General features: G+C 45.2%; 22 protein-coding genes. 11 read left to right on the forward strand and 11 right to left on the reverse strand.

Annotation, left to right across the window (positions count from 1 at the left end):
• The first annotated feature begins 18 nt into the window (after window positions 1-18).
• The gene (locus VQ048_RS08980; RefSeq protein WP_327611359.1) at window positions 19-2,175 is read left to right on the forward strand and encodes a glycoside hydrolase family 97 protein; all 2,157 of its coding nucleotides are present in this window, start codon (window positions 19-21) and stop codon (window positions 2,173-2,175) included.
• A gap of 229 nt (window positions 2,176-2,404) precedes the next feature.
• A complete protein-coding gene (locus VQ048_RS08985) occupies window positions 2,405-4,573 on the forward strand; it encodes a polyribonucleotide nucleotidyltransferase (RefSeq protein WP_327611360.1) in 2,169 nt (722 codons plus the stop codon).
• 93 nt (window positions 4,574-4,666) lie between these two features.
• Here VQ048_RS08985 and VQ048_RS08990 read toward each other — a convergent pair whose 3' ends face one another.
• Window positions 4,667-5,203 carry a hypothetical protein gene (locus VQ048_RS08990; RefSeq protein WP_327611361.1) on the reverse strand — a complete coding sequence of 179 codons (537 nt, stop codon included), beginning with the start codon at window positions 5,201-5,203 and terminating at the stop codon, window positions 4,667-4,669.
• A 309-nt stretch (window positions 5,204-5,512) separates the two neighbouring features.
• On the opposite strand from VQ048_RS08990, the gene VQ048_RS08995 reads away from it, so the two are divergent.
• Window positions 5,513-5,890, forward strand: a complete 378-nt coding sequence (locus tag VQ048_RS08995) for a septal ring lytic transglycosylase RlpA family protein (protein ID WP_327611362.1) — start codon at window positions 5,513-5,515, stop codon at window positions 5,888-5,890.
• Window positions 5,891-5,950: 60 nt separating this feature from the next.
• Here VQ048_RS08995 and VQ048_RS09000 read toward each other — a convergent pair whose 3' ends face one another.
• Window positions 5,951-6,712, reverse strand: coding sequence for an exodeoxyribonuclease III (locus VQ048_RS09000; protein WP_327611363.1), 762 nt, complete (start codon window positions 6,710-6,712; stop codon window positions 5,951-5,953).
• Window positions 6,713-6,853: 141 nt separating this feature from the next.
• Window positions 6,854-8,398, reverse strand: coding sequence for a T9SS response regulator signal transducer PorX (gene porX / locus VQ048_RS09005; protein ID WP_327611364.1), 1,545 nt, complete (start codon window positions 8,396-8,398; stop codon window positions 6,854-6,856).
• Between the two features lie 151 nt (window positions 8,399-8,549).
• Between porX and VQ048_RS09010 the strand changes: the two genes are divergently transcribed.
• The 8 genes from VQ048_RS09010 to VQ048_RS09045 all read left to right on the forward strand — a co-directional run bounded on the left by VQ048_RS09010 (window position 8,550) and on the right by VQ048_RS09045 (window position 16,352).
• On the forward strand, window positions 8,550-9,761 hold the full coding sequence (locus VQ048_RS09010; RefSeq protein WP_327611365.1) for an HD domain-containing protein: 1,212 nt from the start codon (window positions 8,550-8,552) through the stop codon (window positions 9,759-9,761).
• A gap of 90 nt (window positions 9,762-9,851) precedes the next feature.
• A complete protein-coding gene (gene lpxD / locus VQ048_RS09015; protein ID WP_327611366.1) occupies window positions 9,852-10,871 on the forward strand; it encodes a UDP-3-O-(3-hydroxymyristoyl)glucosamine N-acyltransferase in 1,020 nt (339 codons plus the stop codon).
• A gap of 6 nt (window positions 10,872-10,877) precedes the next feature.
• Window positions 10,878-12,275, forward strand: a complete 1,398-nt coding sequence (locus VQ048_RS09020; RefSeq protein ID WP_327611367.1) for a bifunctional UDP-3-O-[3-hydroxymyristoyl] N-acetylglucosamine deacetylase/3-hydroxyacyl-ACP dehydratase — start codon at window positions 10,878-10,880, stop codon at window positions 12,273-12,275.
• A gap of 2 nt (window positions 12,276-12,277) precedes the next feature.
• A complete protein-coding gene (gene lpxA / locus VQ048_RS09025; protein WP_327611368.1) occupies window positions 12,278-13,066 on the forward strand; it encodes an acyl-ACP--UDP-N-acetylglucosamine O-acyltransferase in 789 nt (262 codons plus the stop codon).
• A gap of 46 nt (window positions 13,067-13,112) precedes the next feature.
• Window positions 13,113-13,679 (forward strand): elongation factor P, encoded by a 567-nt coding sequence (gene efp / locus VQ048_RS09030; RefSeq protein ID WP_327611369.1) that lies wholly within the window; start codon window positions 13,113-13,115, stop codon window positions 13,677-13,679.
• A gap of 75 nt (window positions 13,680-13,754) precedes the next feature.
• Window positions 13,755-14,666 (forward strand): LpxD N-terminal domain-containing protein, encoded by a 912-nt coding sequence (locus VQ048_RS09035; RefSeq protein ID WP_327611370.1) that lies wholly within the window; start codon window positions 13,755-13,757, stop codon window positions 14,664-14,666.
• A 134-nt stretch (window positions 14,667-14,800) separates the two neighbouring features.
• The gene (gene sucD, locus VQ048_RS09040) at window positions 14,801-15,673 is read left to right on the forward strand and encodes a succinate--CoA ligase subunit alpha (protein WP_327611371.1); all 873 of its coding nucleotides are present in this window, start codon (window positions 14,801-14,803) and stop codon (window positions 15,671-15,673) included.
• 19 nt (window positions 15,674-15,692) lie between these two features.
• Window positions 15,693-16,352, forward strand: a complete 660-nt coding sequence (locus VQ048_RS09045) for a porin family protein (RefSeq protein ID WP_327611372.1) — start codon at window positions 15,693-15,695, stop codon at window positions 16,350-16,352.
• Between the two features lie 83 nt (window positions 16,353-16,435).
• Here the strand turns inward: VQ048_RS09045 and VQ048_RS09050 are convergent, their stop codons facing one another.
• From VQ048_RS09050 to dusB, 8 genes are all read right to left on the reverse strand, one after another.
• On the reverse strand, window positions 16,436-17,326 hold the full coding sequence (locus tag VQ048_RS09050) for an SDR family oxidoreductase (RefSeq protein ID WP_327611373.1): 891 nt from the start codon (window positions 17,324-17,326) through the stop codon (window positions 16,436-16,438).
• Window positions 17,327-17,475: 149 nt separating this feature from the next.
• Window positions 17,476-20,400 carry a M16 family metallopeptidase gene (locus VQ048_RS09055; RefSeq protein ID WP_327611374.1) on the reverse strand — a complete coding sequence of 975 codons (2,925 nt, stop codon included), beginning with the start codon at window positions 20,398-20,400 and terminating at the stop codon, window positions 17,476-17,478.
• Between the two features lie 150 nt (window positions 20,401-20,550).
• Window positions 20,551-21,420: a hypothetical protein gene (locus VQ048_RS09060; protein ID WP_327611375.1), complete on the reverse strand. Its 870-nt coding sequence runs from the start codon at window positions 21,418-21,420 to the stop codon at window positions 20,551-20,553.
• Window positions 21,411-22,130, reverse strand: a complete 720-nt coding sequence (locus VQ048_RS09065) for a hypothetical protein (protein ID WP_327611377.1) — start codon at window positions 22,128-22,130, stop codon at window positions 21,411-21,413. Before VQ048_RS09065 ends, VQ048_RS09060 begins: the two co-directional genes overlap by 10 nt.
• Window positions 22,131-22,142: 12 nt before the next feature.
• A complete protein-coding gene (locus VQ048_RS09070) occupies window positions 22,143-23,477 on the reverse strand; it encodes a dihydroorotase (protein ID WP_327611378.1) in 1,335 nt (444 codons plus the stop codon).
• Window positions 23,478-23,582: 105 nt separating this feature from the next.
• Window positions 23,583-24,890, reverse strand: coding sequence for an ABC transporter permease (locus tag VQ048_RS09075; RefSeq protein WP_327611379.1), 1,308 nt, complete (start codon window positions 24,888-24,890; stop codon window positions 23,583-23,585).
• 2 nt (window positions 24,891-24,892) lie between these two features.
• Window positions 24,893-25,807 carry an ABC transporter ATP-binding protein gene (locus tag VQ048_RS09080; protein ID WP_327611416.1) on the reverse strand — a complete coding sequence of 305 codons (915 nt, stop codon included), beginning with the start codon at window positions 25,805-25,807 and terminating at the stop codon, window positions 24,893-24,895.
• Between the two features lie 117 nt (window positions 25,808-25,924).
• Window positions 25,925-26,917 (reverse strand): tRNA dihydrouridine synthase DusB, encoded by a 993-nt coding sequence (dusB, locus tag VQ048_RS09085; RefSeq protein WP_327611380.1) that lies wholly within the window; start codon window positions 26,915-26,917, stop codon window positions 25,925-25,927.
• Between the last annotated feature and the right edge of the window lie 8 nt (window positions 26,918-26,925).

Below are 26,925 nucleotides of genomic sequence, written 5' to 3' on the forward strand. Positions count from 1 at the left end.
TTAAAATAATAAAATGTTATGACGTTAAGAGGAATCGGTTTCTTATTGGGGCTTTCGGTGGCATTTTTTCCGAATGCGCAAACCTTGAAGTCGCCTGATGGAAATTTTGAAATGGTTTTTCGGCTAAAGCAAGGAGTTCCTTATTATCATTTGAGTTATCGGGGAGAAACGGTGGTGGAGGATTCCCGTTTGGGGCTTCGTCTCCTTCGCGACGGGGCAATTCAGTTTGCTTCGGAGATTGATTTGAAGAAGGTGGAAGGTAAAGATTTGGCCTCGGGGTTTGTAAAGATTAAGGAAGAGTATTCGTCTAAAAATGAAACTTGGCAGCCGGTTTTGGGCGAAAAAAAGTCTTATTTGAACCATTATAACGAATTGGCGGTTACTTTGGAGCAGCCCAAAAATCAGAGGCATATTGTGGTTAAGTTTCGATTGTTTGACGATGGTTTGGGATTTCGTTACGAGTTTCCTCAGCAGCCAAATCTTAACTATTTTGTGATTCAGGAGGAAGATACGGAAATTGATTTACCTTGGGATGCAAAGGCTTGGTGGATTGCGGCGGATTACGATACACAGGAATATCAACCTCAGACGTCGTTGTTGTCTCAGGTTCCTTCGCTTTGGCCGACTTCTTTTGACGGGAATGCTTCGCAGACTTTGGTGGAGAATGCAGTTCAGACTCCTTTGATGTTGAAGAAAGAGGGGGCTCGGCCGGTTTATATCAATTTGGGTGAGGCTGCGGTGATTGATTATGCGGCCTCTCATTTGGAACTCGACGCCCGTGAATATAAGTTTAAAACCCATCTTACGCCTGACGGTCAAGGGGCGAAAGGGTATATCCAAACGCCTGCGGTTTCGCCATGGCGAACCATTATCGTTTCCGATAAAGCCGAAGAGGTATTGGCTTCCAAGATGCTTTTCAACCTTAACGAGCCTACGAAGTATGAGGACACTTCTTACATCAAGCCTACGAAGTATATGGGCGTTTGGTGGGAGATGATTATCGGAAAATCGCAGTGGGCTTATTCCACAGCGAATAACGTGCATATCGGCAAGACGGATTTTAGTCTTTTGACGCCTAATGGTAAACACGGTGCCAATAATGAGAAGGTGAAGCGTTACATCGACTTTGCTTCCGAACACGGTTTTGATGCTTTGCTTATTGAGGGATGGAATATTGGTTGGGAAGATTGGTTTGGGCATTCTAAGGAATTTGTGTTTGATTTCGTTACGCCTTACCCTGATTTTGACATTGAAATGCTTAATCGCTATGCCCATGACAAAGGCCTTAAATTGATGATGCACCACGAGACTTCGGGATCGGCGACCAATTACGAGCGCTGGGCGGACGAGGCTTTTCGATTGATGAACCGCTACGGATACCCTTCGGTTAAGACGGGGTATGTGGGCAATATTATTCCTCGGGGCGAGCATCATTATTCACAGTGGATGAACAATCATTACATCCGTATGGCTGAAAAAGCGCATCAGTATAGGGTTATGGTTAACTCTCACGAGTCGGTTCGTCCGTCGGGGCAGAGCCGTACTTACCCGAACTGGATTGCGGCGGAAGCGGCTCGGGGGACGGAATTTGAGGCGATGGGAGGCAATCGTCCGGATCATCAGACCATTTTGCCATTTACCCGTTATATGGGCGGGCCTATGGATTTCACTCCGGGGATTTTCCAGACGCGTTTGGACTATTATTTTCCGGGGGATACCCGATTTGTTAAAAGCACTATTGCCAAACAATTGGCACTTTATGTGGTGATGTATTCGCCCTTGCAGATGGCGGCGGATTTGCCTGAGAATTATGCGAAGCATTTGGATGCGTTTCAGTTTATTAAGGATGTGGCTTTGGATTGGGACGATACGGTGATTTTGGCGGCAGAACCTGGCGATTACATTCATACGGCTCGCAAGACGAAAGGGAAAGACGAGTGGTTTGTAGGAGGAATTACGGATGAGAATGCCCGAGAGTATACGGTTGATTTTTCTTTTCTTCCTAAGGGCAAGCGCTATGAGGCTACGATTTATGCGGATGGTCCGGGGGCGGATTACATTACCAACCCTCAATCCTATAAGATTACCAAGCGTACGGTTACTTCTGCGACGAAGTTGCCGATGAAGCTGGCGAGAAGTGGTGGCTATGCGATTTCGCTCAGGTCTCGGCCGTAATTTTTAAATGGTTTTTTAATCCCGGAACGTTGGTTGCCGGGATTTTTTTATGGTTCGAAAGAAAACTGTGGGACGAATTTCCGAGAAGGGGATTTCAATTTTGTTAAGGTAAATTAATTTTGTTGAGAGAGGTTAACTCTTTAAAATTCCTTACCTTTGCCCTTGAGAACTTAAATAGAGTTTAAATGATAACCGCGCTCAATACGGGGCGCACAGAAGATTAATTTTTATGAGTAACAAACCTCAGGCAATTAGAGAGACCATCGTAATGAACGATGGCAAAGAAATTACGATAGAGACGGGATTGTTAGCCAAGCAGGCGGACGGTTCGGTGGTGGTGAAGTGTGGCGGCACCATGCTTTTGGCAACGGTGGTTGCGGCTAAGGAGGCCAACCCGGGGGTGGATTTCCTTCCGCTTACGGTGGATTACCGCGAAAAATTTGCGGGTGCGGGGCGTATCCCTGGAAACTTTTTCCGTAGAGAGACCAAGCCTTCCGATGAAGAAGTTCTTACCATGCGATTGGTGGATCGTGTGATGCGTCCTTTGTTTCCGGACGATTTTCATGCGGAGGTTCAGGTGATGATTTCCGAAATTTCCTACGATGGAGGAGTGATGCCGGATTCGTTGGCTGGTTTGGCGGCTTCGGCGGCTGTGGCGGTAACGGATATTCCTTTTAACGGGCCTTTTTCCGAAGTGCGGGTTATTAAGAAAGACGGCGTGCTTTCGGTGAATCCGAGCTGGGAAACCCTTAACAGCGGTGTGGAATTAGACATTATGGTTGGGGCAACCAAGGATTCCATCGTTATGGTCGAGGGTGAGATGGACGAGGTGACCGAAAGAGAGATGATTGAGGCTATTCAGTTTGCTCACGAGGAGATTAGAAAACAAATCGAGGCGCAGGAACGATTGGCTTCCAAGGTGGAAAAAGCAGCGGTGAAACGGACGTATTGTCACGAAACCCATGATGAAGATTTGAAGAAAGAAGTTTGGGACTATGCTTTCCAAAAGTATTACGATATTGCTAAGACACCATCGGCGAAGCATGAACGGAGCGAGGCTTTCGATGCGGTTGTAGCAGAGTTTCTTACGCGTTATACAGAGGAAGAATTAGCCGAGAAAGAAGCTTTGGCTAAAGTTTACTTCCATGAGGTTCAGAAAGAGGCGGTTCGCCAGTTGATTCTTAACGAGAATATTCGTTTGGACGGGCGTAACAATACGCAAATCCGTCCGATTTGGTGCGAGGTGGATTACCTTCCGGCGGCTCATGGTTCGGCGGTATTTACCCGTGGGGAGACTCAGTCGCTTACAACGGTTACGTTAGGCTCTTTGATGGATGCCAATCGTATTGACAGCGTTATTTCTCAGCACGACGAACGTTTCTTCTTGCATTATAACTTTCCTCCGTTTTCCACTGGGGAAGCGCGTCCGCTGAGAGGAACGTCGAGAAGGGAAATCGGGCACGGTAATTTGGCGCAAAGAGCTCTTAAAGTGATGATTCCTCAGGAGAACCCTTACACGATTCGTGTGGTTTCTGATATTTTGGAGTCGAATGGTTCGTCGTCTATGGCAACGGTTTGTGCGGGGACATTGGCTTTGATGGATGCGGGAGTGCAGATGAGAAAACCGGTTTCTGGGATCGCCATGGGCTTGATTACGGATAAGGCGTCGGGCAAGTGGACGGTTCTTTCCGATATTTTGGGCGATGAAGACCACTTGGGTGATATGGACTTTAAGGTAACCGGAACCGATAAGGGGATTACGGCTTGTCAGATGGACATCAAGATCCAAGGGCTTAGCATGGATATTCTGGAAAAAGCGTTGATGCAGGCTAAGGAAGGCCGTTTGCACATTCTTGGCGAGATGCTTAAAACGTTGGATAAACCTAACGCGGACGTTAAACCTCATGCTCCAAAAATGGTGATGATGGAAATTCCTAAGGAATTCATCGGTGCGGTTATTGGCCCTCAGGGTAAAATCATCCAACAGATGCAGAAAGATACCGATACGGTGATTACCATCGAAGAGAAAGGTGAAATCGGTTACATTGAGATTTCCGGAAGGGATCGGGACAAAATCAATCAGGCAATTACGAAAATCAACGAAATTGCTTTCGTACCGGTCTTGGGAGAGGTGTATAAAGGCAAAGTAGTTAAGGTAATGGACTTTGGAGCGTTTATCGAACTTTCCAAGGGAACGGACGGTTTGCTTCACATCTCCGAAATCGATTGGAAGCGTTTGGACAAAGTACCTTACAGCGAGGGCGATATCGTGGAAGTGAAATTTATGGGGTACGACAACCGTAAGAAAATGCGCTTATCCAGAAAGGTTCTTCTTCCAAAGCCTGAACGTAAGGCAAAGGAAGGCGAGGGTAGACCTTCACCTGAACAAGAAAATTAAATTTTTGGTACAGATAAAATTTTATAAGCCGTCGGAGGACTCCGGCGGCTTTTTTATTTTTTTTGATTTACGTTTGCGATGGCGGCTTGTAGCTTATTTGTATGCTTTTAAGGTATCGAAATAGGCTTTATTTTCTTTATTCGGATTGACTTCGACAAGTAATTCTAAAATAAGAGTATAGAGCTCTTTTTGTTTTTCATTTGCAGAATGCCTCGGGTTTATTTCAATGATTTTATTTTGGCTGTCAATGATTAAAAAATTAGTCCATAAGCTGTCGTTGGGAGGAGATGGGAGTGCTTTAAAATCGTCTTGATTGAAACGGGCTAATAGGCTTTTTACTTTATGAATTTGGTGATCGTCAAGATTAGCTTTAAAAGGCTTTAGCTTATGTTCCTGATGGCTCTTTTGGGTTTCATTTGTTGTTATGGGAGGGGGAGGTGCTTCGTTGGTCGGGCTGAAAAAAAGAATGTATTTTTCGGATAAATTAAGTAAGGTTTCCGAAGGAGAGTGGTTGGTGGGGTAGAAGCCGATTCGTAGAAGGGTAAATTCTTCAATGGTTGCCTGAGGGGCAGGGTGGCACGAAATGACTGCGAAAAAAGCGGAAAAAATAAAGTTTAGTATTGTTTTCATACAATTAAAAACGATGAGGCTGAAATCTTCTTCATTAAGAGATTGTTTTATTGTTTATTTTGCTTGTAATCAGTAAGTTGTGTTTGTTTTAGGAATTAAATTAGGCGTTGCATTGTTAATAGTATTAACTTTTTTAGTTATTTTTTTAACGTTTTTTAACAATGTTTGAGAACCTCCCTATTCATGGTCGTTTCAATAAAATGTTAACTTTTATTTTGGTTTTATTTAACGTATTTTAACAGATTGAGTTTGCTCGGTTTTAAACTGATTTTACCTTTGCCCCCGTCAAACCAAAAAAATAAATTCAAAATGATGAAAAGAACCATTCTCGTAATCATAATGATTATTTCAACTTTTGGCTTTTATTCGTTCAAAGATGGTGCCAAAAATGATGAGGTGAAAACAAGCTATGCGTCGTACTATCACGACAAATTTAATGGTAGAAAAACCGCCAGCGGAGAAGTTTTTCATAACAGCAAATTAACGGCGGCTCACCGTACGCTTCCATTCGGAACAAAGGTGAAGGTTACCAACTTGAGAAACGGAGAAAGTGTGATTGTTACGATCAATGACCGAGGGCCGTTCCACTCTTCCAGAGCGTTGGACTTGTCTAAGGCGGCTTTTGATGAAATCGGCAATCTTAGCCGTGGAACGATGCCGATTGAGTATCAAATTGTAGAAGATTAAGAAAAAATCAAATGTTTCAAAAAAGGCGGTCTCGAAAGAGACCGCCTTTTTTGGTTTAATTTAGCTTAGTTCGACGAGTACGGGGCAATGGTCGGAATGGACGGCTTCTTTCAGAATGGCCGCTCTTTTGAGGTTTCCGGCTAAAGCCTCGGAAACGAAATTGTAATCCAAACGCCAGCCCTTGTTTCGGGCTCGGGAGTTTTGGCGATAGCTCCACCAGGAGTACTGTTCGGGTTGGTCATTGAAGAAGCGAAAGCTGTCGATAAGGCCGCATTCTTCGATGAATTGACTCATCCATTCTCGTTCCATGGGGAGAAACCCCGAAACGTTTTTTAGCCCTTCGGGATTGTGGATGTCGATGGCTTTGTGGCAAATGTTGAAATCGCCGCAAATAATCAATTTAGGGGTGCTTTTCTTTAGGTTTTTTACATACTTTAAGAAATCGTGGCAGAATTGCATTTTGAAGTCAAGACGTTCGATGTTGGAGGCGGAAGGCACATAGACGGAAAGGACGGAAAATTCTTCGAAATCGGCTTGGATGATACGTCCTTCGTTATCGTAGGCTTCGATGCCGCAACCGTAGATGATTTGCTTCGGCGGTTGTTTTGAGGCGATGCCCACTCCGCTATACCCTTTCCTTACGGCGGAATGCCAATAACTGTGATAGCCTAATTTTTCGAGGCTTTCGATGTCGATTTGGTCGTTGCCGGCCTTGCTTTCCTGAATGCAAAGCACATCGGGATCGGCGACTTTTAGCCAGCCGAGAAAGTCTTTTGTAAAGGCGGCACGAATGCCGTTGACGTTGTAGCTAATGATTTTCATGTTCCAAAAATAGGGAATATTCGGGGGAGTAACGATAGAAAATTGGTATTGGAACGATAGGGGAGTGTTGGTGCTAAAAAAGCGGGAGCGGCAAAAGCCGCTCCCGCCCTATAGAAAACATTAATTCTCTCCGAGAAGGTTTTATTTGGGCTCCAGCAAACTAAAAGGAATGATGCATTCCTCCAAAGAAATACCGCCGTGTTGGTAGGTGTCTTTGTAATAGTTGACGAAATGATTGTAGTTCTTGGGATAAGCCAAAAAAGTATTATTCTTTGCAAAAATGTACTTCGAACTCAGATTGCCTTTGGGCAGGAACAATTTTTCCGGGTTGGAAATATCCCATACGTCGCTTTTTTCGTACGTGAGGCTTCGTCCGGTTTTGTAACGGATATTGGTAGAGGTTTCTCTATCGCCCACAACTTTGCTTGGTTTTTTTACGTAAATCATTCCGTGGTCCGTAGTGATGGCCAGGCGGAAACCGTTTTCGGCGGCCAGTTTGATGATTTTCAGAAGGGATGAATTTTCAAACCAATTGTAAGTTAAGGAGCGGAACGTTTTATCGTCTCGTATCAGTTGGTCGACAATGGTATTGTCGGTTTTGGCGTGGGAAAGAATGTCGATAAAATTGTAAACAATGACCAAAAGATCGTTGTTCTTGTGTTGGTTGAAGTCGTCCAGAACCTTCTTTTCAAAATCGGCATTCAGGATTTTCAGATATTTCATGGATTTGCTTCCCAACCCGAGACGTTTCATTTGGTCTTCCAAAAAATCGCGTTCGTATTCGTTTTTGTTGCCTTCTTCGTTGTCGTTAAACCATTTATCGGGAAAACGCTTTTCGATTTCCGAAGGCATGAGACCTGCAAAAAAGGCATTTCTTGCGTATTGGGTGGCTGTGGGAAGAATACTGTAATAATAATCTTCGGAGGTTTTGTTGTAAAACTTGGTGAAGAGGGGTTCGATTACTTTCCACTGGTCGTAGCGGAGGTTGTCCACCATGAGGAGGAGCACTTTGTTTTGTTCGACTTCGGGCTTAACCTTTTCTTTGAACAAGGTGTGGCTCATGATGGGTTTTTCGTTGGAATGCAGCCAGCCTTCGTAGTGGTTTTCAATGAATTTTGAAAAATGAATGTTGGCTTCTTCCTTTTGGGATTGCAATAGGTCGGTGAATTCATTATCGAAAACGCGATCGAATTTTATTTCCCAGTGAAGTATTTTTTTGTAATAATCGGCCCATTCCTGCCAAGTGCGGATATAGGAGAGTTCCATGCTTAGGTTTCGGAACTCTTGTTGGTATTCCAAAAGGGTTTTTTGTTCCACCAAATCGTCTTCTTGGAGGTTTTTTTTCAGAGAAAGCAGTATCTGATTGGGATTAACGGGCTTTAAAATATAATCGGCGATTTGGGAACCGATGGCCTGCTCCATGATGTGCTCTTCTTCGTTTTTGGTCACCATGACGATTTTGGTGGTGCTGTTTTTCTCCTTAATCATCGGGATGGCTTCAATGCCGGAAATGCCGGGCATGTTCTCGTCAAGAAGAACTAAGGCGAAGGGCTCTTGTTCCAAAAGTTCAAGGGCTTCGTTAACGTTGTTTACGGGAGTGATCTGGTAGCCTTTTTTTTCCAAAAAGACGATATGGGGTTTTAGTAAATCGACTTCGTCGTCAATCCATAGGATTTTTCCGGGCATAGTTTCTAGGGTTTAATCATTGGAACAATGGCTTCAAAAATACGACCAAAGGGGCTTAGTTCAACTCATAAAAAACAATAATCTTACGTTAAAAATAGTTAAACGAATTTCCCTACCTTTGATGGCGGAATCCGCTAACAATCCGAATCAAATGCGAAACAAACTGAAAATTATAAACGATCCGGTGCATGGTTTTATTACCATTCCCTTTGAAATTCTGTTTGATGTTATTGAACATCCTTATTTTCAGAGGCTTCGTCGGATTGGTCAGACGGGGCTTCTTAACCTTATTTTTCCGGGGGCCACGCATACTCGTTTTCATCATGCGATAGGAGCGATGCACTTGATGTTTATTGCGTTAGAAACTCTAAAGTTGAAGGGAACCCGGATTTCAAATGAAGAAAAACGGGCGGCAATGTTGGCTATACTGCTTCATGACATCGGGCACGGGCCTTTTTCGCATGCGTTGGAAAATATGTTGATGGAGGATTGGCATCACGAGCGGCTTTCGTTGCTCTTGATGGAGGAGCTCAACGAAGCGTTCGGCGGGGAGTTGTCCATGGCGTTGGAGATGTTTCGAGGGCAGTATCATCGTCGTTTTTTTAACCAATTGGTTTCTTCGCAGCTGGATGTGGACCGGATGGATTATTTGAAGCGGGATAGTTTTTATACGGGGGTTTCGGAAGGCAATATCAATACCGAGCGTATTTTGTCCATGCTGAATGTTTCGGGGGACGAATTGGTGGTCGACGAAAAGGGAATTTATTCAATCGAAAACTACCTTACGGGAAGGATGTTTATGTATTGGCAGGTGTATTATCATAAAACGGCGGCTTTGGCCGAACATATCTTGGTTCAGATTTTGGGGCGTGCGAAAGAGTTGTCTCTTCAGGGGGAAGATTTGCCGGCTCCCGACAATTTGCTCTATTTTCTTCAGAAGTCCAAATCTTCGGTGGCGACTCGGGAAGACATTCGTCGTTTTACGGAGTTGGACGACAACGATGTGATACAGGCCATGAAGGCTTGGCAGTATTCGGACGATTTGGTGCTATCTTATTTTTGTACGGCGGTGATTCGGCGGAAATTACCTAAAACGATGCTCTCTTCCGAGAGGTTCGATTCGGCTTTCATTGAAGAAAAGGTTCGGCAAACCAATTGTTTTTTCAAAACCGATCAGGGCGAACGCTTGGTGGGCGAGATTTCCCGGAATTTACTGCCTTATAATAGAGATAAACAACCCATCGTTTTGCTTCGGAAAAATGGGGCTAAGACGGTTTTGGATGGTTCGGAGCATCAGATTTTATCAGCGTCGATTACCGAGAAGGCTACGAAATATATTTTGTATTTTCCTCGGGAAATTTAGTTTTATTCGTTCGTTGGCTGCGGTTGGCGAAATTTGGACTCGAAATAAAAAAGCAGGAGAATTTTTCATAAATTCATATCTTTGCAGAATATGGAATTTACTGCATCGCAAATTGCCGGGTTCATCGGAGGAAGGATTCTCGGGGATGAACAGGCTAAGATTACAGGAGTATCACCTATTGAAAGGGGAGAAGAAGGGCATTTGTCGTTTATTGCGCAAGAGAAATTTGCCTCTTTTTTGGAAACATCGGACTGTTCCGTGCTTATTGTTTCGGAAAAACTGCTGACCAAACCTCGTTATAAAGCGACGATTATCGCTGTGGAGGATGCTTATTTGGCATTTCAGGTTCTTATGAACCTTTACCAGCAGATGCAGGGAAGGAAGCGGGGGATTGAGTCGGGTTCGGTGATTCATGAAACGGCGGAACTGGGCGAAAACATTTATGTAGGGGCGTTTACCTATCTTTCCGAAAAGGTTCGGGTGGGCGATGATACGCAGATTTACCCTCAGGTCTATATCGGAAAAAACGTGAAGATTGGAAAGAACTGTAAGATTTTCAGCGGAGTTCGTATTTATGATTATTGCGTGATTGGGGATGATTGTATTATTCATTCCAATACGGTTATAGGTTCGGACGGTTTCGGTTTTCAGCCTTCGGAAAACGGATACAGTAAAATTCCGCAACTGGGCAATGTGGTCATCAAAGACCGGGTGGAAATCGGTTCTAATTGTACCATTGATCGGGGAACGATCGGCTCGACGATTATAGGCGAAGGAACCAAGTTGGATAACTTGATTCAGGTGGCTCATAACGTGGTGATTGGTAAAAATAATGTCATTGCGGCTCAGGCTGGCATCGCGGGGTCCACTACGATTGGAGATTGGAACCAAATCGGTGGGCAAGTTGGCATTGTGGGACACATTCAAATCGGGAATCGGGTTAGAATTCAGGCGCAGAGCGGGGTTAATGCAAATGCGAAGGATGGCGAAACGCTTTATGGTTCACCGGCGATACCGGCGGGCGATTACCGACGCAATTATGTTCACTTCAGAAATTTAACGACTATCGTTCAACGAATAAATCATTTGGAAAAAAACTCGAAAGACTAAAGCCTTATGAGTGAAATGCAAAAAACTTTAAAAGAATCGGTTTCCTTATCGGGGATCGGTTTGCATACGGGGAAGGAGGTGACTCTTACCATGAAACCGGCAAAAGAAAATACAGGATTCGTTTTTGTGCGAACGGATTTGGAAGGTCATCCTCAGGTGGAGGCGGACGTGAATTACGTGACTACGACAGAGCGCGGAACGACGTTGGAAAAACTCGGCGTGCGAATTCATACATGCGAGCATTTGCTTGCGGCTTTGGTGGGGTGCGATATTGATAATGCCATATTGGAGCTCAGTAGTGCCGAACCTCCCATCATGGATGGTTCTTCCAAATATTTTGTGGAAGCTATAGAAAAGGCCGGGATTGAGGAGCAGACTATAGCTCGGGAATATTTGGTTATCAAAGAGGTGCTTAATTATTCGGATCCGAGTACGGGATCGGAGATTACAATTATTCCTTCGGATAATTATGAGATTACGACGATGGTGGATTTTGGGACCAAGGTTTTGGGGACGCAAAATGCCACGCTTAAGAGCATTGACGAATTTAAAGAGGAGATAGCTTCTGCCCGAACGTTTAGTTTTCTTCACGAGTTGGAGATGCTTTTGGATGCGGGGTTAATCAAAGGAGGGGATATTTCCAATGCCATTGTTTATGTGGATAAAGAATTAACTCCTGATACGGAAGAAAAATTGAAAAAAGCGTTTGGTAAGGCTTCGGTATCCATTCGTCCGAATGGTATTTTGGATAACCTGACGCTTAACTATCCTAACGAGGCGGCACGTCATAAGCTGCTGGATGTGATTGGGGATTTAGCTTTGGTAGGGGTTAAAATTAAAGGAAAAGTTATCGCGAATAAGCCGGGGCATTTCGTTAATACTCAGTTTGCTAAAAAATTAAATCGTCAGTGGAAGTTGCAAAAAAAGAAAAACGTTCCTGATTTTGATCTTTCAAAACCGCCGGTTTACGATATTAACGGGATTATGCGGTTGCTTCCGCACCGTCCGCCTTTCCTTTTGATTGATAAGATTTTGGAACTTTCCGATAGCCATGTGGTGGGTTTGAAAAACGTTTCGATGAACGAACCTTTTTTTGTGGGGCATTTTCCTAAAGAGCCGGTAATGCCGGGAGTGCTTCAGATTGAGGCGATGGCACAGACAGGTGGAATTTTGGTTTTGGCTAATGTTTCGGATCCGGAAAATTATTCGACTTATTTTGTTAAAATCGACAAAGTGAAGTTTAAGAAAAAAGTGGTTCCTGGGGATACTTTGATTTTCAAGATTGAGCTTATGGAGCCTATCCGCAGGGGAATTGTTCATATGCAGGGGTATGGTTATGTGGGGGATAGCGTGGTGGTTGAAGCCGAACTCATGGCACAAGTGGCGAAAAACAAACAGGACTAAAAATGATACACCAGTTAGCTGCAGTAGACAAAAGGGCGAAAATTGGAAAAAATGTAGTGGTCGAACCATTCACTACGATTGCTGCCGATGTGGAAATTGGCGATGGAACATGGATCGGTCCTAACGTAACGATTATGGACGGGGCTCGAATCGGTAAAAACTGTAAGATTTTTCCGGGCACGGTAGTTTCGGCAATTCCTCAAGACTTGAAGTTTGACGGTGAAGACACCCAGGTGATTATTGGCGACGAAACCACTTTGAGGGAGTGCGTTACGATTAATCGGGGAACCAAAGCTTTAGGGTATACCAAGGTGGGGAGTCATTGCTTGATTATGGCGACTTCTCATATTGCTCACGACTGTATTGTGGGGGATAATGTGATTATTGCCAACGGCTGCGGTATAGCGGGGCATGTGGAGATAGGAGACTTTACGGTTATGGGCGGGCTTAGTGCCGTTCAGCAGTTTGGTAAGATAGGAAAGCATACCATGATTTCGGGGGGCTCGTTGGTTCGTAAGGACATACCGCCTTATGTTAAAGTGGGACGGGATCCGATTTCTTATGCGGGGATTAATTCGGTCGGACTTCGTAGAAGAGGATTTTCCAACGAGAAAATTTTTGAAATTCAGAAGATTTACCGCTATATTTTCCAAATGAAGATGAATGTGACACAGGCGATGCATTACATTGAGAAGGAAATGCTGCCCACGGCGGAAAGGGATGAAATTTTGGAATTCATTAAAAACTCTCCGAGAGGTATTGTGAAAGGCTACGGAACAGGGAGAGAGTAATGGCAATTGAAAAAACGAAAATCAATAATAAACATAAACATATTCAATGGCAACAACAGCTGATATTAGAAAAGGGCTTTGTATCGAGTACAGCAACGATATTTACAAAGTAATCGAGTTTCTTCATGTGAAACCGGGGAAAGGGCCGGCGTTCGTAAGAACGAAGCTTAAATCGGTTACTAACGGAAAGGTAATTGATAATACGTTTTCGGCGGGACATAAGATTGAGGAAGTAAAGGTGATTACTCGGAAGTACCAGTACCTTTACGATGATGATAACGGGTTTCACTTTATGAATAATGACGATTTTTCCCAGATTTACATCAATAAGGAGATGATTGAAAATGCGCAATTTATGAAAGCGGGGGAAGAAGTCACGATTATTCTAAAGGAAGCGGACGAAACGCCTCTTTCGGCGGAAATTCCTCCGACGGTTTATTTGGAAGTGGTGGAAGCGGATCCGGGAGTTAAGGGGAATACGGCGACCAATGCTTTGAAAAACGCCATTGTGGAAACCGGAGCGCGGGTGATGGTTCCTCTCTTTATCGAGCCGGGGGACAAAATCAAGGTGAATACTGAAGACGGCTCCTATGTGGAGAGAGTGAAAGAATAGATATACGATAACAAGGATAACAGCGGGAAGTTTCAAAAAGACTTCCTGCTCCTTATTTTTAGAGCGAAATTAAAAATGACTTTTGCACAACCTCAAACCTTAAAAACCATTGCCGATCTGATTGGAGCCCGATTGATTGGCGATGCGGCTCTCGCGGTGTTGGGAACCAATGAAATCCATCGGGTGAAACCTGGCGAGATTGTTTTTGTCAATCATCCTAAGTATTACGATAAAGCCTTAAACTCACCGGCAACGGTGATTTTAATCGATAAAGAAGTGGACTGCCCGGAGGGGAAGGCGCTATTGATTTCGGAGGATCCTTTCAGGGATTTTAATCGGATTAATACGCACTATACGGAAATTATCAATTTTCGAGAGCTATCTTCTGCACAGGTGGGCGAGGGGACCTTTATCCATCCTACGGCGGTGATTGGTCGCGACGTGAAAATTGGGCGTCATTGCCATATTTTTCCGAACGTGGTGATTGGGGATCGTACGGTGATCGGCGATGAAGTGGTGATTCAGTCCGGAACGGTGATTGGCGGGGATGCTTTTTATTACCGAAAGGTGGATGGGCGTTTTGATCGGCTGATTTCCGTTGGCAACGTGGTGATTGAGGATCGTGTGGAGATTGGGAATCTCTGTGCCATTGACCGGGGGGTTACCGATAGCACGATCATCGGTGAAGGATCGGTTTTGGACAACCAGATTCAGATTGGGCACGATACGGTCATCGGTAAAAACGTGTTGATCGCTTCTCAGGCGGGGATTGCGGGGTGTTGCGTTATTGAGGATAATGTGACGATTTGGGGGCAGGTCGGGATGGCTTCGGGGCTTCGGGTTTCGGAGGGAACGGTTTTGCTTGCAAAAACGGGGGTTAACAGGGATTTAGAGAAGGGGACTTACTTTGGTTCTATTGCGGAAGAATTCCGGACGTACCTTAAAAAAGAAGTGTTTTTGAAAAATCTTCATAAAAATAAAACCTAATCTCGGCAAAAAGTATTAATTTTACACGACTGCAAATTGCAGAGGGGTTCTGTTTTTTTGGAAATGGACTTGAAGGGGGCAGGCGATTGGAGTAATTTTGAAAAATAAAAGCTAAAAAATAAAAAAACAAAACAATGTCAGTATTAGTAAACAAAGATTCTAAGGTAATCGTACAAGGATTTACAGGTAACGAAGGTACATTCCATGCAAGTCAGATGATTGAGTACGGCACCAATGTCGTTGGAGGGGTTACTCCGGGCAAGGGTGGTAGCGAGCATCTTGGCAAGCCGGTATTCAATACGGTTGCTGAGGCGGTGGAGAAAGCAGGAGCTAATGTTTCCATCATCTTTGTACCGCCGGCGTTTGCTGCGGATGCGATTATGGAGGCTGCGGAAGCGGGCATCAAAGTTATCGTTGCTATTACGGAGGGGATTCCCGTTGCTGACATGGTAAGAGTGAAATCTTACATCGCGGATAGAGACTGCCGTTTAATCGGACCTAACTGTCCGGGGATTATTACTTCTGAGGAGGCTAAGATTGGTATTATGCCGGGCTTTGTTTTCAAAAAAGGAAGAGTGGGGATTGTGTCCAAATCGGGTACTTTGACTTATGAGGCGGCCGATCAAGTGGTAAGAGCGGGGTATGGTGTTTCTACGGCTATTGGAATCGGTGGGGATCCGATTATCGGAACGACGACTAAAGAGGCTTTGGAATTGTTCATCAATGATCCTGAGACGGATGCGGTGGTTATGATTGGAGAAATTGGTGGTTCTTTGGAAGCTGAGGCGGCTAGATGGTATAAGGAAAGCGGATCTAAGAAACCTGTGGTTGGTTTTATTGCGGGGCAAACTGCACCTAAAGGAAGAACCATGGGGCATGCCGGAGCTATTGTAGGTGGTGCAGAAGATACAGCGCAGGCGAAGATGGCCATCATGAGAGAAAACGGTATTCATGTGGTGGATTCTCCGGCTGATATCGGTGCGACGGTAGCTAAGGTTTTGGCTTAATAAATCATAAAACATGACAATGAAAAAGCTAGTTTTGGGCTTAGCCCTTTCGGCCTCTACGGCTTTGGCGGCGCAGATTGATTTTAGCAGCACCCGTTTCGGGATTATTGGTGGCTATAATTATTCGCGTGTTCAGAATGCCCATAATCCTTCGGGGCCTCGTCATACGCTTCAGGGCGGGGTAACGGCGCTCATCCCGATTGACAACTACGACCAGTTTTACATTCAGCCCGAAGTGGTTTACTACGGGGCGGGAGAAACGGGGCGTGACAAGAGAGTCAAGGGGCGTCCCGGGTACGATGCTCTTTATGCTAATAATTACATTAGCGTACCGATTTATTTCAAGGGGTATTTTTCTGAGGCTGAAACGGAGTTTTTTGGTTTGATTGGGCCTAGATTTGGCTTTTTGATTAATCAAAAGGTTGAAAATCCTTCCAGACAAGCCTATACTTTGGAGGGCGATCAATACGCGAAGGGGAAATCCAAGGGCTTTAACCTTGCCATAGGGGGAGGGATTGGATTCAGCTATAAGCGGAAACTGGAAATCAGTGGAAGATACGATGTGGGATTATCCAATACGTATCCCGGCTTGATGACCGAGAATGGCTCGGACCCCAATATCCAAAAGAAAAAATCCCAGCAAGTGGCGAGTATTGTACTGAACTATATTTTTGATTAAAAAATATAACTACTTTATAAAAAAGAGCGTTGAAATTTTCGACGCTCTTTTTTATGGAATAATAAACTAGGATTGTTTCGAGATTATTTAGGCGAATCACGGTGCTTTTTGGCTTTAATCAGAGCTTCTAACTGATCCCACATCGCATTGGGAATTTGTTCCAGCATATTGAATTCTCCTGCACCTTGCAGCCATTCGCCTCCGTCGATGGTTACGACCTCGCCGTTAATGTAGGCTGAAAAATCGGAAACGAGGTAAGCGGCTAAATTGGCGAGTTCCTGATGTTCACCGAGTCTTCTCAGTGGAATTTTTTTTCGCATATCGAATTTTTCTGCCAAGTCGCCGGGGAGAAGTCTTTCCCAGGCTCCTTTAGTGGGGAAGGGACCGGGGGCAATGGCATTGAATCGGATGTTATATTTTGCCCATTCCACGGCGAGGCTTCGGGTCATGGCTAGTACGCCGGCTTTGGCACAGGCGGAAGGTACGACGTAGGCGGAACCTGTTTGGGCATAGGTGGTTACGATATTGAGAACGGTTCCGGGAAGGGAATGTTCAATCCAATATTTTCCGATGGAAAGGGTGCAGTTTTTGGTGCCTTTTAGTACGATGTCCAATACCGAATCGAAGGCCGTCGGAGAGAGCCTTTCGGTAGGCGAAATAAAATTTCCAGCCGCGTTGTTAACCAGAACATCAATTTTGCCAAAGGTTTCAAGGGTTTGTTGCTTCATCGCTTCGACTTCTTCCCAGTGCCGGACGTCGCAAGTAATACAGAGTGTTTTTCCTCCTGTTGCGGTTTCAAGTTCTTGGGCGCTGGCTTTTAATTTGTCTAAATTTCGGGATGTAAGAACGACTTGGGCGCCTAGTTCCAAAAAGTATTTTGCCATGGCTTTGCCTAGTCCGCTTCCACCGCCGGTTACGATAATGGTTTTATCGTTTAAGGCTCCTTCGCGGAGCATTGGGTCGGTAAATTTCATGATTTGATAGAATTTTATGAGTTTAAATGTAGTGATTTTTTTCTTTTCGGTAAATATTTATCCTAAGCGTTTAGAAGGCAAGCCATAAAAAAACTGCCCGTGTAAAAGGGCAGCTTTTTAGGTTGAAAATTAGACCATCAATTCCATCATTAATAACCAAAAAGTTCTTCCAAAGAAATCTTTTTCACCTCTCCTATCGCTTTTAGGGCTTCCATGTCGATGTTTTTTTCTGAGGCGACAATGGCGTAGGTATAAGGCTTACCTGAAAAATGCAATTGGTGGAATTTCTTTAACTCCCCGATAGAGATTTTATCCACGTTGTCGTAAACTTGTTTACGAATATCATTTTTAAGACCTAACTCTTTGGCAGCCAAATAGCGGAAGATAATGCCGTCTTGGGTAATGCGTTCGGTTTGGATGTCTTTTTTCACGGACGCTTTGGAGAGCTCCAAGTTGGTGGGAAGTTCCGGCATTTGGGTCAGCAATTCGTTCATGGCGCCTACGGCCTCTTTGAATTTATCGGCCTGGCTGCCCACGTAGGTCATCATATAATACTCTTCGTCTTTCTTTTTAGGTTGGACATAAACACCGTAAGTGCTGTAAGCCAAAGCTTTGCTTTCTCTTATGGTTTGGAAGACGATAGAGCCCATTCCGCCACCGAAATAGTTATTGTAGACGGTAACCAAAGTGGTTTGGTCGGGCGTATAGGCTTCGGTATTTCGAATCCATCGCGTTTCGGCTTGCACCATGTCGTAGTCCGAGAAGAGCACTTGGTTTTTATTTTGCTTGGTCTGCTTAAAGACTTTTGCCGGTTGGGCCATGGCAAATTGAGCCGGAACCTGATGGTTTTTACTGAGTTTAGCTGTCAGGTTCTTGAGGCTTTCGGGACCATAATAGATGACGGTTTGTTCGTAATTATTAAGGTTTTTGATTCGGTCCACAAGTTCTTCTGCGGTGATGGCATCGAGCTGGGCGTCGGTCAGGTTGTGGTTAAACTTGTTTTGCGCACCGTAGATGGCGTAGCTGGTAAGACCTTGAAGAATGGCATTTTTGTTTGCCTTGGCATCGTTTCTTGCTTTTTTCAGACGGGCTTTCAGTGCGGCAAGCGCTTGCTGGTCTGGGCGTACGTTGCGTACCAAGTCTTCGTACAGTTTCACCGCTTGGTCGAAGTTCTCCTGAAGCCCTTCGATGGTTACCGTGGTGTATTCTTCTCCTGAAGAAACATTGAAGCTTGAGGCTATTTTGTAGAACGCTTTGGAAATTTCTTCGGCCGATTTTTTATCGGTACCCAAAAACTGGAGGTATTGGGCCGCGATAGGGGCTTTCAAATCGTTTAGAGAGCCTATTTTATAACGGTAGCGAAGGCGGTAGAGTTGATTTTCCTTGTTGGGAACGTAGAGCACTTCGGCTTTGCCGAGTTTGGCCTTCTGAATATCCTTTTCAAAGTTTAGGAATAGCGGCTCGGAAGGGGTGTTCGGCATGGCATTGACCATTTTAACAAACGGCGACTGTTTGTCGGCATTCGTTTCCACGGGCGTGATATGCGGTTTCTCTATTTTTTGAGATTCCGGTTTCTCGCCTTTTCTTTTTAGGATGGCGACGTAGTTGTTTCCGAAATATTTGTTGGCATAGGCAACGATGTCGGCTTTGGAAATTTTGGAAAGTTGATCCACGTAAGCCACCTGGTCTTTCCAATCGCGTTCGGCGGTAAAGGCGTCCACCAAAAGGTTTGCACGGTTGCTGTAGGATTCGGTTTGTTGGATTTTACTCTTTTTGATGTTGTTGACGATGGAAGGAATCAAATCGTCGTCGAATTGTCCTTTTTTGAGGTTTTCGATTTCATTAAGAACCAAGGCTTTTACTTCTTCCAGGCTTTGTCCGCTGGTTGGGGATGCCGAAAGGTAAAGAATACCGTGGTCGATCAGAGAGAAATTGAATGCCCCAGCCCGCAGTAATTTTTGTTTTTTCACCAAGTTCAAATCCAAAAGTCCGGCTTTTCCGTTGGTGAGGATGGAACCGATAAGGTCGGCCATTAGTGCATCTTTGTCTTTGTTTCCGGGCAGGCGGAAGCCTATGGTGAGGCTTTCGGCGTCAGGGCCTGTGATCTCCTTGATTATCGGAGCCTGAAGTGGTGTTTCGGGCTGATAGGTGTATTTGGCGACGGGTTTGCTTTGCATGTAGGCAAAGGCCTTGTCGATTTTGGCGATGACCTCATCGGGGTTGAAGTCGCCCGAAAGCACGATACCCATATTATTGGGGACGTAGTAGGTGTTGAAGTATTTTCGGATTTCGACCAAAGAAGGGTTTTTCAAGTGCTCAATGGTTCCTATAGTGGTTTGTTGGCCGTAGTTATGGTTTTTGAATAATTCCGAGAAAAGGGTTTCGAAAACCTTGCTTCCATCGCTATCTAGCGATCGGTTTTTTTCTTCGTAAACGGCTTCCAGTTCGGTATGGAAAATCCTAAGGATCGGATTACGGAATCGTTCGGCTTGTACGGTCAGGTATTTATCAATGGCGCTGCTGGGAACGTCGTCGGTATAGACGGTTTCTTCAAAGCTGGTCCATGCATTGGTGCCTTGGGCGCCCATGGCGGTCATCATTTTGTCGTATTCGTTGGCAATGGCGTATTTGGCAGCCACACCGGATATGGAGTCTATTTTTTTGTATAGGGCTTTACGTTGAGCTTCGTCTTTGGTTTGATTGTATTGTTCGTAAAGTGCGTCGATTTTGTCCAATTCGGGTTTTTCTTTGCTCCAGTCCAAAGAGCCGTATTTGTCCGTCCCTTTAAAGAGCATGTGTTCAAGGTAATGGGCAAGTCCCGTATTGGTGGCAGGGTCGGTTTTGCTTCCTGCTTTTATGGCGACGTAAGCTTGTATTCTCGGGTCTTTTTTGGTGGGGCTTAGGATGACCGTCAAACCGTTTTTCAAGGTGTAAAAACGGGCTTGTGTAGGGTCGTTGGTAACGTATTTGTAGTTATAGCCTCCACTTTGGGCTTCTTTCCATTGGTAATCTTGGGCATTGGCGGTGTAGAGAAAAGCGGCCGCCGCAAGAATCATGATCTTTTTTCTGAACATATTGTTATAAGTTTTGTGTTGCAAGTTTAATTTTACGTTGATTTTATTTGGATGGCTTAACATTCAAAGTTCTAAAGATAAGAATTTGGGCTAAATATCCAAAAATAAAGCTTAAGGCCTATTGAAAAGCGAAAGAGAACGAAAAGGGGCTCAGTCCGTGGAAGGGCGTTTGGTTATTTCGTAATGGAATGAAACGACTTTCATTTGCCATAGTTTTAGGATTTGGTTGGCGATTAGTTGGTTTTCATTATGTTCTTGCAGGGTAAGTTTATCGGTAAACGAGGGGATGAATCGGGCCCATAGCTGGTTTTGAGAATCGTTCAGTAGAAAGTAAAAACCAGCATCACCGAATTTTGTACCCGATGAGTTTAAAACGAGTGTTTTTTCTTTTCCGATGCTTGGTTGCATGAAAACCGAAGCGTTTCCGTTGGGGAGTGGGAAAGTTGCTTTTATGCAGGTTGTTCCCGAAGGGAGTGATTGGGTTTGGTAGGTTCCGGAATAGAGGACTTGGCCGGTGGAGGCTAATTTTCTGAGCCAAAAGGTGTATCTGACTTTTGGGGTATTTTTTTCGGTTAATTGGATGATTTCGCTCTCCAGCTCTTGGTTGGTCAGGTTGGTTGTCGGGATGTTTAGCTGGTTTAGTCTTTGGCCGAATAAGAGGCGAATTAGAAAGCCGAACATCCTGAAAATGGGATTCCATTGGACGGTGAATTTTATTTGGTACTCGGAGGTGTTTTCATAAAAATCGACAATTTGTTTGGGGAGAGTGCTTAGCTCTTCTTTTTTGAGATTTAAGGCGTTGAAGGAAGGAAGTAAACCGGTGTTTTTGCAGTTTCGGCGGATGGTGAGGTTTTCGTTTTGTGCCAGTTGGTGGATGAATTTTTCGCCGATTTCTTCGGGGGAGCCAAAAGGACCGAGTAGCCAACGCATTTTGTTTGGGTCAATTTTTCGTCCTCGTGCGATGACCCATTGCTGGGTAAGCCGGTCCTGAAATTTTTGTCCGTGTTTGGCTAAGGGCATGGTTGGGGGCGGTTTTGGGGGATGAAATGGGATTGACCTTTCCAAGAGCCCGATTCGGCTGTTGGAGTGAAGCGGAAGGTGGCGAATTCGAAGTGGAAATCCTTTCTTTCGCGTTCTTTCATGGCTTGGATATGCCTTTGGGGTTGGGGAACTTTGCTGTGGCCTTTTACCATGTCGGTCATTTCTTTTTGGGTTTTCCAAATGGAAAATGTGGAGATGGTATTCGGATAGCGTACGGAAGCCAAAGCGAGCGTGGCGGAAGGGTGGTCTCTCACGAGCTTTTCGGCCGGTCGGCCCCATCGGATAAAACGGGGGATTTGGGTGTATTTCATGCGGGCGAGGGTTACTGCGATTACGGGGTGGTTTTCGTCGGGGGGTGTTGGTGGAAATTCAGGGGTTTGGAAACCGGAAATCGTGCCCCACTGCCGGATCGGATTTAGTTTGACGAACCAACCTTTTGACAAGACTTTGCCAAACTCGTGAAAGGTTAGGAAACGATCCAAAGCCTCTTCGTTTTCCCATTGGGCAAAAATGACAATTTCTTTTGAGAAAAAGCGGGAGAAAGACAGGATGGGCGAACCCAAAACCATAACCGACAAGGTTTCCGAGTGGATTAAGCCCTTAATGTTTTTGGTCTTGATAGGCCAAATCAATGCTTTTAGGGCTTTAAAGAACGGCAATCGGACAAGATGGTAGCTGAAAAGGCTCATGATTTCATGTTTTTACCGTTCGAATAGCAGTCGTTCGCCTCTCGGCTCTTCGTCGAAAACACCGTTGTGGTAGACGAGGTGTCCGTTCACAAAGGTATGGGTTACTTTGTTTCGGAGAGAGAGGCCTTCCAAAGGCGACCAGCCGCATTGGTAATGCAAATTATCTTTGGCGATGGTCCAAGACTGTTCGAGGTCGACCAAGACCAGATCGGCTTTATAGCCTTCTCTTAGGAATCCTCGTTTTTCGATTTGGAAAAGAATGGCGGGATTGTGGCACATTTTCTCAACGATTTTTTCCAAGGGGATTTTGCCTTCCTGATGGTAATGAATCATGACATTCAGCGAATGCTGTACCAAGGGAGCTCCCGAAGGGCATCGGGTGTAGGGTTGTTGTTTTTCTTCCAAGGTGTGGGGGGCGTGGTCGGTGGCAATCACGTCGATACGGTCGTCCAAAAGGGCTTCCCATAGACCGCTTTGGTCTTCGGCGGTTTTAACGGCGGGATTCCATTTGATTAAGGTGCCTTTGGTGTCGTAGTCTTTGGCGGTAAAATGCAGATGGTGGACGCAGACTTCGGCGGTGATTTTTTTGTCTTTCAGGGGCAGGTCGTTTCGGAACAATTCGGTTTCCTTTGCGGTAGAGAGATGGTAAATATGGAGGCGGGCTCCTGTTTTTTTGGCTAATTCGACAGCTTTGGAGGAAGATAGGAAACAAGCCTGTTCGCTTCGGATGAGGGGATGGTATTTAACGGGGATGTCGTCGCCGTACAGCGATTGATAATGCGTGGTATTTTCCCGTATGGTGGTTTCATCTTCGCAATGGACACAGATGGGCATTTTTACCTTGGAAAATAGGTTTTCGAGAATTTCGGGGCGGTCCACGAGCATATTTCCGGTAGAGGAGCCGAGAAACAGTTTGATGGCGGCAACATTTTTGGGGTTGGTTTTCAGGATTTCCTCCAAGTTATCGTTGGTGCCTCCCATGGAAAAAGAATAATTGGCCATGGACGTTCGGGCGGCGGTTTGGTATTTTGCTTCGAGGAGTTCCTGAGTAACGGCATTAGGGACGGTGTTGGGCTGGTCGATATAGCTGGTGATTCCCCCGGCGACGGCGGCTCGGCTTTCGGAGGCAATGGTGCCTTTGTGGGTTAAACCAGGCTCCCGGAAGTGAACTTGGTCGTCAATGACGCCGGGCAGGAGGTATTTTCCTTTGGCTTCAATAACGGAGTCGACACCTTCGCAGGAAAGGTTGTTTTGGATTTTGGCAATCCAACCGTCTTCAATGAGGAGGTCGCTCTCGAAAATTTGATTTTCATTGACGATTTTGGCGTTTTTTATTAGTGTTTTCATTTTTACTTTAGGGTTTCTACAAATTTAAGTTTAATAAACGGGAAAGAAAAATCAAAGAAAGAAGTTAAGCGAAAAGCCTTGAGGTGTCGATAAAAAAAGATGAGGCTAATGCCTCATCCATTTCCATATTTCTTTTAAGCTGGCTTTGTTGCCGTACATTAAGATGCCTACACGGTAGATTTTGGAGGCGGCGTAAACCATTAGCAGGGTGGAGGCCACTAGCAGAGCAATGGAAACCGCTACTTCCCAAAGTGCCACACCGAAAGGAATACGGGCAATCATGGCCACTGGCGAGGTGAAAGGAATCATTGACAGCCAAAAAGCCGTGGGACCTTCGGGGTTATTGACGACGGAGATGCTGCCGTACATTCCGATCGTTAGCGGCAGTATGGCAAAAAAAGTAAATTGTTGGGTTTCGGTTTCGTTATCCACGGCAGAGCCTATGGCCGCGTAGATGGAACTGTAAAAAACATACCCCAAAAGGAAAAAAGCGATGAATACGAAAATAATCATCGGGAAATTAAGCTGGAGAAGGATGTGGGAAATTTCCGCCGCCATGAGCTGAAGGTCAAAGGAGGTGGTTTGCTGTTCCGCACCGAGTGTCAGGGTTGGTTTTAGGGGGATTTGGGTGTTTAAGAAAAAGGCAGCGGTGAGGGTCATGGCAATCCACAAGGTGAATTGGGTGAGGGCGACCAAGGTAACCCCGAGAATTTTACCCAGCATCAGTTCGAAAGGTTTAACCGAAGAGATGATGATTTCCACCACGCGGTTGTTTTTTTCTTCCAGTACGCTACGCATGACCCTCACTCCGTAGATGATGATAAACATGAAGACAACATACATCAAAATCATGCTTAAACTGTATTTTACAGTGAAAATCATGTCGTTATCCTCTTGTTCTTTGTCTATGACGTTTCGGGTGGTGAGATGGAAACGCTGGTTTAAATCGTTGATTTGGCTGGGGGTAAGTCCCAGTTGTTTGGTTTTTTCGGAGCGAATGATTTTTTCCAGGTCGCTGCTTATTTTGGTTTTGCTGTCCAGTCCTATTTTTTTGTTCGTGAGCAGGGTGGTTTGTTTTTCCAGCAGGTCGAACCGACCGTTTTCCAATGGGGGGATGATCAGGAGGCCGTCGGTATTTTTTATTTCGTTCAGGGCGGCTTTTAGTTGTTTTTCGCTGTTTTCCGATGCGATGATGTAGTTCAATCGTTCATTGGATTTCAGTTGGGGGGCAAAAATGCCGCTTTTGTCGATTACGTTAAAGGTATGGTTGGTTTCGTTGGCTTTAAACAACATGGAAACCAATACGCCGAATCCGACAATCAGAAGAGGGGCCAAAAGCGTGAGAACGATAAAGGATTTTTTTTTGACCTGGGTTAAAAATTCCCTTTTGGTAATGAGGATAATGTTTTTCATTTTTAGGATTTGTGGTTGCTTACGGCTTGGATGAAGACTTCGTTCATGCTTGGGATTTTTTCTTGGAAGTTCTTTAGGTTTCCGACTTCCATGAGGGTTTTTAAGAGGAGATTCGGAGGACCTTCGTTTTTCATTTCAAAATGAATTAAGCCGTTTTTTTCGGTGTATTCGGTTATGGCGTAATCTTTCTTTAGTTGTTCGAAGCGTTCGGGGAGACTTTCGGAGAGGGTAACGCTGTAAAGGTTTTTTTTGAATTTTTCTCGGACTTCGGCTATGGTTCCGTCCAGTATTTTTTTGGAATGATTGATCAGGGCGACGTGATCGCACATTTCTTCCACGCTTTCCATTCGGTGGGTGGAGAGGATGATGGTGGTTCCGTTTTCTTTTAGTCGGATGATTTGGTCTTTGATAAGGTTGGCGTTAACGGGATCGAATCCGGAGAAGGGTTCGTCCAAAATAAGTAGCTTGGGACGATGGAGCACGGTAACGACGAACTGGATTTTTTGAGCCATGCCTTTGGAGAGTTCAGAGAGTTTTTTCTTCCACCATTGTTCGATTTCCAGAAGTTCGAACCAGTATTTGGCTTGGCTTAGGGCTTCGGCTTTGTTTAGACCTTTAAGTTCACCGAAATAAAGCAGTTGATCGCCTACGGTCATATTTTTATAGAGGCCTCGCTCTTCGGGCATGTAGCCGATTTGGGAGATGTGGGCAAGGGAAAGGGCTTCGCCGTCCATGTAGACGGTTCCTTTATCGGGTTGGAGAATTTGGTTAACGATTCTGATAAAGGTGGTTTTGCCTGCGCCGTTGGGTCCTAAAAGGCCATAAATAGAGCCTTTGGGAACGTGAAGGCTAAATTTGTCCAAGGCGGTTTTTTTACCGCCCAAGTAGGTTTTGGTAAGGTGTTCTGCTTTTAGCATGGAGAGAATCTTTTTTGCGGTTAGTCGGGCGAAATCCGTTTTGGTTACACGCAAGGGAGCCATGGGGATGGTTCTGCTTGGGGGCATGTGGCTTTTGGGAAGCAAACGGATTTAAGGTTATAAATCGGTATTTTCTTTGTAAAAGGCTTCTGTTTCGGCGAGAAGTTCGTCCATTTCGTTTAAGGTGAAAACTTCGAGAAATCTTTTTTTGAAGTCTTTGAAGTGGGGGATTCCGCGGAAATAGTTGCTGTAGTGCTGGCGCATTTCCACCAGTCCGACTCTTTCGCCTTTCCACTCGGTGCTCCATAGGGCGTGTTGCCTTACGGCTTCCAGTCTTTGGGTAACGGTTGGTTTTGGGAGAATTTCTCCGGTGGCGAAATAATGTTTTATTTCGTTGAAAATCCAAGGGTAGCCTATGGCGGCGCGGCCGATCATCAGACCGTCGCAATCGTATTTTTTTCGGTATTCTTCGGCTTTTTCGGGCGAGTCGATATCGCCATTGCCGAAGATGGGAATTTCGATGTTTGGATTGTTTTTTATTCGGGATATGTGCTCCCAGTCGGCGTGGCCTTTGTACATCTGGGCCCGGGTACGAGCATGGATGGTTAGGGCTTTGATGCCGGCGTCTTGCAACCGCTCGGCTACTTCGTCGATGTTGATGTTGTCGTGATCCCATCCCAGACGGGTTTTTACGGTCACGGGCAAGTGGGTGGAACGAACGACGGCTTTGGTTAGACGTACCATGAGGTCGATGTCTTTCAGGACACCGGCGCCGGCGCCTTTGCTTACGACTTTTTTCACAGGGCATCCGAAATTGATGTCCACCAGGTCGGGTTGTACGGTTTCTACGATGCGGGCGGAAAGCGCCATGGCCTCTTCGTCTCCGCCGAAAATCTGAATCCCGACGGGACGTTCGTAGTCGAAGATGTCGAGCTTTTTTCGGGATTTTATCGCATCGCGGATCAGGCCTTCGGAGGAAATGAATTCCGAATACATCAAATCTGCACCGTGTTGTTTACAAAGCCTGCGGAAGGGCGGGTCGCTTACGTCCTCCATGGGGGCGAGCAACAACGGGAATTCCGGCAGGTTAATCGTTCCGATTTTTACCATGGCGCAAA

The sequence above is a fragment of the Bergeyella anatis genome (genome assembly GCF_036016955.1).
Lineage (GTDB): Bacteria > Bacteroidota > Bacteroidia > Flavobacteriales > Weeksellaceae > JAYWXI01.

Excerpts from the sequence above, each read along its gene's own strand:
- VQ048_RS08980 (WP_327611359.1), top strand. The coding sequence starts at position 19 with ATGACGTTAAGAGGAATCGGTTTCTTATTGGGGCTTTCGGTGGCATTT.
- VQ048_RS08985 (WP_327611360.1), top strand. The coding sequence starts at position 2,405 with ATGAGTAACAAACCTCAGGCAATTAGAGAGACCATCGTAATGAACGAT.
- VQ048_RS08990 (WP_327611361.1), bottom strand. The coding sequence starts at position 5,203 with ATGAAAACAATACTAAACTTTATTTTTTCCGCTTTTTTCGCAGTCATT.
- VQ048_RS08995 (WP_327611362.1), top strand. The coding sequence starts at position 5,513 with ATGATGAAAAGAACCATTCTCGTAATCATAATGATTATTTCAACTTTT.
- VQ048_RS09000 (WP_327611363.1), bottom strand. The coding sequence starts at position 6,712 with ATGAAAATCATTAGCTACAACGTCAACGGCATTCGTGCCGCCTTTACA.
- porX (WP_327611364.1), bottom strand. The coding sequence starts at position 8,398 with ATGCCCGGAAAAATCCTATGGATTGACGACGAAGTCGATTTACTAAAA.
- VQ048_RS09010 (WP_327611365.1), top strand. The coding sequence starts at position 8,550 with ATGCGAAACAAACTGAAAATTATAAACGATCCGGTGCATGGTTTTATT.
- lpxD (WP_327611366.1), top strand. The coding sequence starts at position 9,852 with ATGGAATTTACTGCATCGCAAATTGCCGGGTTCATCGGAGGAAGGATT.
- VQ048_RS09020 (WP_327611367.1), top strand. The coding sequence starts at position 10,878 with ATGAGTGAAATGCAAAAAACTTTAAAAGAATCGGTTTCCTTATCGGGG.
- lpxA (WP_327611368.1), top strand. The coding sequence starts at position 12,278 with ATGATACACCAGTTAGCTGCAGTAGACAAAAGGGCGAAAATTGGAAAA.
- efp (WP_327611369.1), top strand. The coding sequence starts at position 13,113 with ATGGCAACAACAGCTGATATTAGAAAAGGGCTTTGTATCGAGTACAGC.
- VQ048_RS09035 (WP_327611370.1), top strand. The coding sequence starts at position 13,755 with ATGACTTTTGCACAACCTCAAACCTTAAAAACCATTGCCGATCTGATT.
- sucD (WP_327611371.1), top strand. The coding sequence starts at position 14,801 with ATGTCAGTATTAGTAAACAAAGATTCTAAGGTAATCGTACAAGGATTT.
- VQ048_RS09045 (WP_327611372.1), top strand. The coding sequence starts at position 15,693 with ATGAAAAAGCTAGTTTTGGGCTTAGCCCTTTCGGCCTCTACGGCTTTG.
- VQ048_RS09050 (WP_327611373.1), bottom strand. The coding sequence starts at position 17,326 with ATGAAATTTACCGACCCAATGCTCCGCGAAGGAGCCTTAAACGATAAA.
- VQ048_RS09055 (WP_327611374.1), bottom strand. The coding sequence starts at position 20,400 with ATGTTCAGAAAAAAGATCATGATTCTTGCGGCGGCCGCTTTTCTCTAC.
- VQ048_RS09060 (WP_327611375.1), bottom strand. The coding sequence starts at position 21,420 with ATGCCCTTAGCCAAACACGGACAAAAATTTCAGGACCGGCTTACCCAG.
- VQ048_RS09065 (WP_327611377.1), bottom strand. The coding sequence starts at position 22,130 with ATGAGCCTTTTCAGCTACCATCTTGTCCGATTGCCGTTCTTTAAAGCC.
- VQ048_RS09070 (WP_327611378.1), bottom strand. The coding sequence starts at position 23,477 with ATGAAAACACTAATAAAAAACGCCAAAATCGTCAATGAAAATCAAATT.
- VQ048_RS09075 (WP_327611379.1), bottom strand. The coding sequence starts at position 24,890 with ATGAAAAACATTATCCTCATTACCAAAAGGGAATTTTTAACCCAGGTC.
- VQ048_RS09080 (WP_327611416.1), bottom strand. The coding sequence starts at position 25,807 with ATGCTAAAAGCAGAACACCTTACCAAAACCTACTTGGGCGGTAAAAAA.
- dusB (WP_327611380.1), bottom strand. The coding sequence starts at position 26,917 with ATGGTAAAAATCGGAACGATTAACCTGCCGGAATTCCCGTTGTTGCTC.